Origin of the sequence: Williamwhitmania taraxaci, assembly GCF_900096565.1 — a bacterium.
GTDB classification, from domain to species: Bacteria; Bacteroidota; Bacteroidia; order Bacteroidales; family Williamwhitmaniaceae; genus Williamwhitmania; species Williamwhitmania taraxaci.
Window position 1 is genome coordinate 1 of the sequence record NZ_FMYP01000120.1, and the last position, 5,877, is coordinate 5,877.

Annotated in this window: 6 protein-coding genes; 4 read left to right on the top strand and 2 right to left on the bottom strand. The window is 42.3% G+C overall.

Features of this window, described 5'->3' with window-relative positions:
• The coding region (locus BLS65_RS17025; protein ID WP_125869926.1) for an IS30 family transposase at positions 1-335 on the top strand (335 nt) is incomplete at its 5' end.
• Positions 336-358: 23 nt separating this feature from the next.
• On the opposite strand, the gene BLS65_RS17030 is transcribed toward BLS65_RS17025, so the two are convergent.
• Positions 359-1,456, bottom strand: a complete 1,098-nt coding sequence (locus BLS65_RS17030) for a DUF4831 family protein (RefSeq protein WP_092441000.1) — start codon at positions 1,454-1,456, stop codon at positions 359-361.
• Positions 1,457-1,598: 142 nt separating this feature from the next.
• Positions 1,599-3,110: an NAD(P)H-hydrate dehydratase gene (locus tag BLS65_RS17035; RefSeq protein WP_092441001.1), complete on the bottom strand. Its 1,512-nt coding sequence runs from the start codon at positions 3,108-3,110 to the stop codon at positions 1,599-1,601.
• A gap of 200 nt (positions 3,111-3,310) precedes the next feature.
• Here BLS65_RS17035 and BLS65_RS17040 point away from each other — a divergent pair, with 200 nt between their 5' ends.
• The 3 genes from BLS65_RS17040 to BLS65_RS17050 form a co-directional block, all read left to right on the top strand.
• On the top strand, positions 3,311-5,137 hold the full coding sequence (locus BLS65_RS17040) for a peptide MFS transporter (RefSeq protein WP_092441002.1): 1,827 nt from the start codon (positions 3,311-3,313) through the stop codon (positions 5,135-5,137).
• 66 nt (positions 5,138-5,203) lie between these two features.
• On the top strand, positions 5,204-5,416 hold the full coding sequence (locus BLS65_RS17045; protein ID WP_092441003.1) for an RNA-binding S4 domain-containing protein: 213 nt from the start codon (positions 5,204-5,206) through the stop codon (positions 5,414-5,416).
• 270 nt (positions 5,417-5,686) lie between these two features.
• Positions 5,687-5,877 (top strand): helix-turn-helix domain-containing protein (locus tag BLS65_RS17050; protein WP_139180971.1); only part of this gene is annotated, 191 nt, incomplete at its 3' end.

The following is a 5,877-nucleotide window of genomic DNA, read 5'->3' on the forward strand; positions in this document are numbered from 1 at the left end:
CTGCAGTGGAGGCGCTATCCCCGTTGGCACACCAAATGCACACTATTACCGCTGATAATGGAAAGGAGTTTGCAGCACATCAGGTTATTGCCGAAAAGTTGCAAATAAATTTTTACTTTGCACGGCCATACCACAGCTGGGAGCGCGGCGCTAACGAGAATGCAAACCGCTTGGTAAGGCAGTATTTCCCGAAGAAAACGGACTTTAAAACGATAACACAAGAGCAGGTTCAGTGGGTCGAAGATATTCTTAACAGTCGGCCTAGAAAAAGGCTAGGGTTTATCTCTCCCCTCTTAACATATAATCAGTTAACCCAAGTTGCATTTGTGAGTTGAATCTTGCTTTTGATATACTGGAACTACTCAAGTATTGAGACCGGAAAGAAAACAATCTGACCCAACTGATTAACGGGAATACGTCGCTGGAGCAACGTGTTTTTCCCATCAGTCAGCGTTATGCGGCAAACTTCAGGAAACAGGTATGGAAACTGCAAAACCGCTTTGTTCGGAGAATTTCCACCCAAAACCTTTAACAATTCTTGACTCTTTTCGGAAAGAAGTTCCAACATTATTGGTCGTCCTGAGAGGTTGTCCTCATTCAAAGCCCCAAACTCCTCGGAAAATCGAAAGAGGATTGAATTCTGAGTAAGAGCTGATGTCGGCACAAAAGAGTAATGAAAGTCCAGCGTGTCCAAAAACACTTTACCAACAAATAGGCTGAGGTAGGCTTCTTCTAATCGGTTGATTTCAGCTAAAGCAACAGCCATAGCATTACCATCAATTGAATGATCAACTTCACCTGAGATCAGATCCAACCGTCTCTTTCTCAATGAGAAAATAAATTCTGCTGCTTCATTAGCCTTGTCCTCCAGACTTGACTCTACCACAATGGTCTTTTGAATTGGAACGCGTACAAACCCAGAATCGACCTGAACACGAGTATTGAACACACTTTTCTTTGCCGAAATAAATGGAGCGACTCCCATATCGAGGTAATCATTACGACGAAACACTTCGGGTAATTCAAAAGGAATCGAAGATTTTTCGACCAGTGAAGATGTTGAAAACAAACTACCGGAACCAATTGCCCTATAAACCTTAGCAATTTCGGAGGGAGTTCCGTCCACTGAAAACAGCCGCAAATAATCGGGCGCACAGGCAGGCATAATGGATACTGTCATAATCTGCCACGACTCCGCTTTAACTGATCCAAGTGGGTTTACACCAATATATTTCTTCGAGTAATTAGCATATGGACCCGGGATAAACCGCTCGTGTAGACAACTTACGCGAAAGTTCAGCACTGTCTTTGGATAATAGAACACAAATCGGTTAGGCGACAGCGCATTTCCTGTTGCATTATAGGAATTAATCCGTGCAGGTTTTGAAGTCATGCAAGAACTCAGCAACGCTGCAATGGCAACAAGCGTAAAAATAGTTTTCGTGAAAAGTTTCATCTATTGTCGTTTTATATTTTAACATTCATACTGTCAGGACTATAGCATTACGCCACATCATCCAAAATATTTAAAGGCGAAAAAAAATCAATGCGTTTACCGTTTTAACGGTTCACTTGGATAGATATTACTTGCCATTAGCCTATTTAAGGATAGACAACCATGCCTTGCCAAGATTGTTTACCAAATCGGAGGCGGTGAGTGCTTGCTGTCCAATCTCACCAGCAGAAATATCCCCAGCGAGGCCATGCAAATATACGCCTAAGATTGCTGCATCTACGCTTGTAAGTCCCTGTGCTAACAGCCCTCCTATTATACCCGACAAAACATCGCCAGTGCCACCAGTAGCCATACCTGAATTTCCTGTGGAGTTGAATAGCAAATCGCCATTGGGTAAGGCAATTGTTGTAAATGCACCCTTGCACAGCAATACCACCTGATACTTAAGTGCAAAGGCTTGTTGCAATTCTAATCTTTGGAAGGAATTACTCCAATCACCAACAAGCCGGCTTAACTCTTTTGGATGCGGCGTAAGAATGGTATTGGGCGGTAGCATATCCAACATATCCCGCTCTTCAGCAATGATATTGAGAGCATCGGCATCGAGGAGTAATGGACTTTCAACCTCTTTCAACAGTTGCCGAAGTGCAACTCGTGCTTTTTGATGTTTTGAAATCCCAGGCCCGACAGCAATTGCCGAATATGTTTTAATATTCGATATCGAGGAAAAGCATACAGTATCCATATCTTCCACAACAAGAACTTCAGGAACTGCTATTTGAACAATTTGCCCCTGCCCCGAGGGAACATGCGATGTAACTAAACCAACACCAGCGCGACAGGCCGCTCGAGCAGACAACACCGAGGCACCCATCATTCCTTTACTTCCGGCAATCAAAAGCAAATGACCAAATGTTCCCTTGTGCCCAAAAGTAGCACGCTTGGGTAATAACGGCTTCACATTCGAAGCAGTGATGAATTGATATGGCGTTGGAATGGTAGTCAAGGCCTGCGGATGAAGTCCAATTGGCAACACTTGAAACAACCCCACATACTTTTCGTTTTCCGGAAAAAAGAAAGATAGTTTCGGGAACTGTAATGTAAGAGTATTTGTTGCGCAAACAATTCCATCGGAAGGAAATCCAGAACAATCCTCGCCCGGAAGTCCCGAAGGCATATCAATCGACACTACCTCGGCCTGACAACTATTAATATAGGTAACAACTTCGAGCGGCCAACCATTCAAAGGCCTAGACAGCCCAGTGCCAAACATCGCATCAATAACAACATCTTGGGGTCCCAATTCCGGCAGATCCTCTAACTTGTCTATCCGATGAAGCGTAACGCACGAAGTTTTCTTGAGCCGTTTATAGTTTATAAGGGTATCGGTAGAGAATTTCTCTTGGTCGTAAAGAAGGACGATATCCAAACATTTCCCCTGCAAAGCAAGTAAGCGCGCAACAGCCAACCCGTCACCGCCGTTGTTTCCGGGGCCACAAAACACCAAAAACCTATTAACGTGGGGATAAATATCTAAAATAGCATGGGCGAGAATCTCGGCTACGCGCTCCATAAGAGCCACCGATGTAATTGGCTCGTGCACGATACTATACTCGTCTATTTCTTTTATCTGAGTGGAAGAAAATAATTTCATGATTGTGAGGCTTAACCTGATGCTAAAACAAAAATATTTATCAAAATCAACCCAATACAAATGTAAGGAACATTTACAGGATAGCAGATATAAAAATGTCCTAAAACATTTATCAGTTGCAAGGAAAAAAAAGATTTTTATCTTTGCCAAGAACGATTGAAATCAGACAAAAAAAATAATATCACTAAACTCAAAGAATCATGTTTAAAGGACATCCTAAAGGGCTTTTCGTAGCCTTTTTCGCAAACATGGGGGAACGGTTCGGGTTCTACACCATGATGGCCATTCTAGTACTATTTCTGCAGGCCAAGTTTGGGTTGACCGAACAAGAAGCTGGAGGCTACTATAGCTGGTTCTATTTTGGTATTTACGCATTGGCGCTCCTTGGAGGAATTCTTGCAGACGCAACACGTAAATACAAATTCGTAATTCTTATTGGCCTAATTGTAATGTTTTTAGGTTATTCAATTATTGCCGTTCCCGGCATGACATTGACAATAACTCTAATTGGTTTATTTACCATTGCATTAGGAAACGGTCTATTTAAGGGTAACCTTCAGGCCGTTGTTGGTCAGATGTATGATGACCCGAAATACTCTAAAGTAAGGGATTCTGCATTCATGGTATTCTACATGGGTATTAACGTTGGTGCCTTTTTTGCCCCCTTTGTTGCCACGGGTATTCGCAACTGGTTTTTAGGAACACAAGGTCTGGTTCACGACGGCAGCCTTCCTGCACTATGCCATGCATTTAATAAAGGAACCCTTGCCGACGTTTCAGTATTCCAGAACCTAGCAGATAAGGTTAGTGGAATGCACGTAATTGATCTCGCTGCATTTTCACAAAAGTACATCGATGCATTTGCAAAGGGATATAACTATGCATTCGCTATTGCAGCCGGCACTATGGTCATCTCTCTTCTTATTTATGTAATATTCAACAAGCATTTGCCCTCAGTTGAAAAAACTATTGAAAAAGAGGCTGACAAGAGTAATGTTAGAACAAAAGCAAATTCGACCACAAGTCCTATTGCTCTTCTTTTAGCATCGGGTCTAATGCTTACTACCTCAGCAATCTTCCATTTTCTATTCCAAGATATTGGATTGGGATTAGCAGTTGGTTTGTTTATTGGGTTTATCGCATGGATATTCCAAATATCCACAAAAGAGGAGCGGCCAAGAGTATCGTCTTTAATTCTTGTTTTCTTTGTGGTAATCTTCTTCTGGATGTCCTTCCACCAGAACGGACTAACCCTCACATTCTTTGCCCGAGACTATACCGTTAAAACTGTAGATGCGTTTACAAACGTTTTCTTCAACCTAGAATCTATCCTAGCATTTATTGGAACCGTTGCCGGCTTAGTTATCCTTCTGACAAGGAAGGAGAAAATCGCACGCTTCATTGGACTCGGGATGTTTGTTGGATTGGGCGCACTAACTGCCTACTTTATTTCCGGCTATTCGGATGTAAATCCGATTGCTCCAGAGGTATTCCAATCATTCAATCCGCTCTTCATCGTAGCCCTTACATTCCCAGTAATGGGTATTTTTGCATGGCTTCGCAGCAAAAACATGGAACCATCAACCCCGAAAAAAATCGGTATAGGAATGATAATTGCGGCAGTGGGATTCGCCATTATTTTGGTTGCATCACTAAATCTTGTTTCTCCACACGAGTTGCAGTATGTTGAAGCAGGCATTACTAAATACAATCCAGTTCCCGACTCATCCAGAGTAATGCCATACTGGTTAATTAGTGGTTACCTAACGCTTACTTTTGCGGAACTCTTTTTAAGCCCAATGGGTCTCTCTTTTGTTTCCAAAGTTGCTCCACCAAGGTTTCAAGGATTAATGCAAGGTGGTTGGCTTTTAGCTACTGCGGTTGGTAATAAATTTTTATTTGTTGGAAGTAACTTCTGGGGCAAATTAGATTTATGGCAGCTATGGTCAATCTTTATTGTATGCTGTATTCTATCTGCCATTTTCATCTTCTCAATAATGAAAAGGTTAGAAAAAGCCACCAAATAGACACTCACATTAGATAACCAAAAAAGGCTGCCAGATCCTGGCAGCCTTTTTCATACAACAAAGACTATGAACGAAATTATATTTGAGCTGAAGGACGAGTTCATTGAACTAATTCGCCTTCTTAAAGCAACCCGAATAGCTCAATCGGGAGCTGAAGCCAAGATATTTGTAGAGGAAGGGCTGGTGCAGCTAAACGGGCAACCAGAAAGCCGAAAGCGTGCCAAAATACGCCCCGGCGACAAGGTTACGGTTGATGGAAATATAATATCAGTAAAATAGATATTGCATTCGGCCCAGATAGTAACTGCTGACATTACATGCACTCCTCGCCTTATCATATCACGTTAAACATCACAACTTCATTCCCTTTTATTCTGCTGACTTCTTAAAACTCTCCTAAATTCAAGTAACAAATGCAACTTATAGGATTGATTGGAGAGAAAGGAATTGCATTTTTTCAGAACAGGAAGATGAGAATTACTCACCTTCGCTGCTCCGATGGAAAAAATGTGGTTCTTTACCCCCTAAGTCCTCTAAAAATAAGTTGTAATGGCGCACATCAACCAAGAGCAAAGGTATGTAATTACCCTCATGCTACAGCAAGGCAAGCTACAAAAAGAAATAGCCCTGTTTATCAACCGAAGCCCTTCCGTGATATCCCGGGAGATTCGCAGGAACAGGGATGCCAAAACGGGCATTTACGAGAGCAACGTGGCGCAGCGTGCCTACGAGCGGCGGTT